Here is a 3,154-nt window from a genome sequence, read left to right on the forward strand (position 1 = left end):
AGCAGGCAACTTCAAGACAGAAAAAACTTGATAAGCTTGTTATCGATGATATAAAACCCTCTTCTCGCCGTGACCCGAGTATTGTTTTTAAAGCAAAAAGAGTTATGGGCGACGAGGCTTTAAACCTGATTAATATAAACCACTCTTATGGTAAAAATGAAGTCTTAAAAGATATAACTTTAAAATTTGAACCAGATGAAAAAGTCGCACTTATCGGTCCAAACGGTGCCGGTAAAACGACTCTTTTAAAGATAATCATGGAAGATATAAAGCCTACTAGCGGAGAAATTCACTGGGGAGCGACTATTGAGAGTAGTTACTTTCCTCAAGATACAGCAGATATCATCAAAGGCGATGGAACTCTGTATGATTGGCTAAGAGGATTTGACCCAAAACGCGATATTGCAGAGATTAGAAACTGCTTAGGAAGAATGCTTTTTTCAGGCGAGCAGCAGGAGAAATCCGTTGTGAGCATCTCAGGTGGAGAAAAGCATAGAATGATGCTTAGTAAAATGATGCTTGAGGGCGGAAACTTTTTGGTTTTAGATGAGCCCTCAAACCACCTTGACTTAGAAGCAATCGTAGCACTCGGCGAAGCTCTTTATAACTTTAAAGGCAACGTTATATGTGTTTCACATGACCGTGAGCTTTTAGACGCTTTTGCAAATCGCATAATTGAGCTAAGAGAAGATGGAAGTTATGTTGACTTTAAAGGAAGTTATGAGGAGTTTGCAGAGGCTAAGGAAAAAGGTGAAATATAAAAGTTTTTTAGGTCTTGGTATTGCCGGTAACTTTGCGCTTCATTTAGCTCAAGCCGGCGAACTTGAAGATTTTAAAGATGTAATTACTGCAGATGAAGCAGCGCCTAAAGGGATGTTTCCTTTTTACCTGCCTCTACATGTAAAAGAGGCAAAAGCTATCTTAAACACATATCCTCTATCTAGTTCTACTATCAAACATCCAAAAGAGAACGTAAATATTCAAGCTGAACCTGAAGTCGCTCTTATCTGCAGACTTGAATATGAAAATAACAAACTATCTAAAATTACTCCTACTCATTTTGGGGCGTATAACGACTGCTCCATAAGAGTCGCAGGTGCAAGCAAAATCAGCGATAAGAAGAACTGGGGAGCCGACTCTAAGGGTTTAAGTGAGGACCTAATTAACATAGATAGCTTTAGTGATGGCTCTATTATGGACAACTACTCCATTTGCAGTTTTCTAAAAAGAGACGCACAAGTTCATGCATATGGAGAGGATGTTGAGCTAAGCGGTTATAGCTACTTTTATGAGAAACTGCTTGATTGGATGATTAAGCAGATAAATACTCAAGAGAACTTTGGTCCACTTGAACCCCTTTGTGAGTACATAAGGGCATGCAAATATCCAACTGATGCAGTAATTAGCATAGGCGCGACAAGGTACACCTCTTATGGGGAGAGCACCTTTTTAAAAGAGGGCGATGAAGTTTTTGTAATACTTTATAACAACAAAACTTTATCTTATAAAGAGATTTTACAGAAGATAAAAAATGACACATTAAACAGTGCAGAGATAAGCATCTTGAGGCAAACAGTCATCTCATGAGCAGAGGAAAAAAACTTGACCTCTTTATCGGTGCAGAGATAGAAGATGGCTGGGCAGAAATCAAATCACCTAGAAAAACAGCAGTTGCAAATGAGATACAAGAACCCTCTAAACACTTTTTAATATTTAAAAAAGAGAAGCGCCGCGGCAAGATTGTTACCCTTGTCGGGGAGTTTCAACTAGAGCACAATGATTCTGAAGCTATACTAAAAGCACTCAAAAAAAGATTAGGCTGCGGCGGCACGTTAAAAGATGGCTGGATGGAGTTTCAAGGGGAGCTCAAAGATAAACTAAGAGCATCTCTTATTGAGAGTGGCTTTAGATTTAGACAAGGGCACTAGCTCTCTTTTAAACCCCTGATGCCTAAATTTCCATATCTGTGGTATGAGTTTGTTACACTCTGCTCTATAAAGTAGTGCAGCATCTCTATCCTGCCATGAGATACAAAAGGCTCGCTAGCTATATGTTTAGCCTCATCTTTTAGAGCATTATAGATAGTTTTTGTTACATTTTTTGGATTTAAAAATCTAATTCTTTGAGCCTTTTTCATTGACTCGATTAACTCATCCTCGCTTTGAAGCTCCAAAACATCCTCTTTTAGCAAAATATTTCTAGAGTTATTTATAAGCCAAGCTAACTCCTCGCTCTTTATTTTTTTAGGAAGTGAGATATGAAGTTCAGCCCCGGCGATTTTTGCAGCGGATATTGATGCAAGTATCTCATGGAGACTATCGCTATTTTCGCATCTCAAAAGAACACTCTTAACCCCCAAATATCGTGAGATATTGCTCTCTCCTCTAATCTTTGCCCAGTCATGCTCTTGGCTAAACTCCCTTCTGTGCCACTGTACAAAATCTTTTACTATTGCCGAAGCCTTTGCAATCTCCTCTGCAAAAGCTCTATGAGAGGAGAACTCATCTGTATCTTTAAACGCTACCTCACCCGCACTTATATTCATAAACTGCGTTACATAATTAAATCCGCCCGCTTTTTTGCCGCTTCCTATTGCGGATTTGCCCATTCCGCCAAAAGGCTGTCTTATGACAATTGCGCCTGTTGTGCCGCGGTTGATATATAGATTTCCAGCTTTTAGGGAGTTTCTCCAAATCTCCTGCTCTCTCTCATCAAGACTCTCTATGCCCGAGGTAAGCCCATATCCTGTTGAGTTTACAATATTAATAGCATCCTCCAAATCTTTTGCGCACATCACGCTCAGTACAGGTCCAAAAAGCTCATTCATATGGCAAAAGTTACCGATTTTTGTTCCCCATCTAATGGACGGTTTTAACATGTACGGATTGTCATTATCCGCATAGGAGGGTTTAACGAGCCACTCTTCTTCGTTATCAAGGTAATTTAGAGCTTTTTGAAGATTGCCGGAGGGTTTTGAGCTAAGCGCTCCGATTCTATTTTTAAAATCCCAAACTGAACCCACCTCAAGAGAAGATGTTGCATCCAAAAGCATTCTTTTAAAATTTTCATCCTTGTATACCTCCTCTTCTAAAACAAGCAGTGATGTTGCAGAACATTTCTGCCCTGAGTTATTAAAGGCAGAAGCCACAACATT

General features: G+C 39.5%; 4 protein-coding genes. 3 read left to right on the forward strand and 1 reads right to left on the reverse strand.

Translation table 11 applies throughout. From position 1 onward, the window contains the following. From M0Q17_RS11025 to M0Q17_RS11035, 3 genes are all read left to right on the forward strand, one after another. Window positions 1-761 (forward strand): ATP-binding cassette domain-containing protein (locus M0Q17_RS11025; RefSeq protein WP_295086809.1); only part of this gene is annotated, 761 nt, incomplete at its 5' end. Further along, window positions 751-1,587: a DUF5718 family protein gene (locus M0Q17_RS11030; RefSeq protein ID WP_295086811.1), complete on the forward strand. Its 837-nt coding sequence runs from the start codon at window positions 751-753 to the stop codon at window positions 1,585-1,587. The genes M0Q17_RS11025 and M0Q17_RS11030, both read left to right, overlap by 11 nt. Beyond that, the gene (locus tag M0Q17_RS11035) at window positions 1,584-1,928 is read left to right on the forward strand and encodes a translation initiation factor (RefSeq protein ID WP_295086813.1); all 345 of its coding nucleotides are present in this window, start codon (window positions 1,584-1,586) and stop codon (window positions 1,926-1,928) included. The genes M0Q17_RS11030 and M0Q17_RS11035 overlap by 4 nt, the downstream gene beginning before the upstream one ends. Here the strand turns inward: M0Q17_RS11035 and M0Q17_RS11040 are convergent. Then, window positions 1,925-3,154, reverse strand: a 1,230-nt coding sequence (locus tag M0Q17_RS11040; protein ID WP_295086815.1) for an aldehyde dehydrogenase family protein, incomplete at its 5' end; no start/stop codon positions are given. The two genes, M0Q17_RS11035 and M0Q17_RS11040, sit on opposite strands and share 4 nt — an antisense overlap.

The organism is Sulfurimonas sp., from assembly GCF_023229105.1.
Classification (GTDB): Bacteria; Campylobacterota; Campylobacteria; order Campylobacterales; family Sulfurimonadaceae; genus Sulfurimonas.

What these genes read in the sequence shown, in the direction of transcription:
- M0Q17_RS11035 (WP_295086813.1), top strand. Translation starts at nt 1,584, where the DNA reads ATGAGCAGAGGAAAAAAACTTGACCTCTTTATCGGTGCAGAGATAGAA.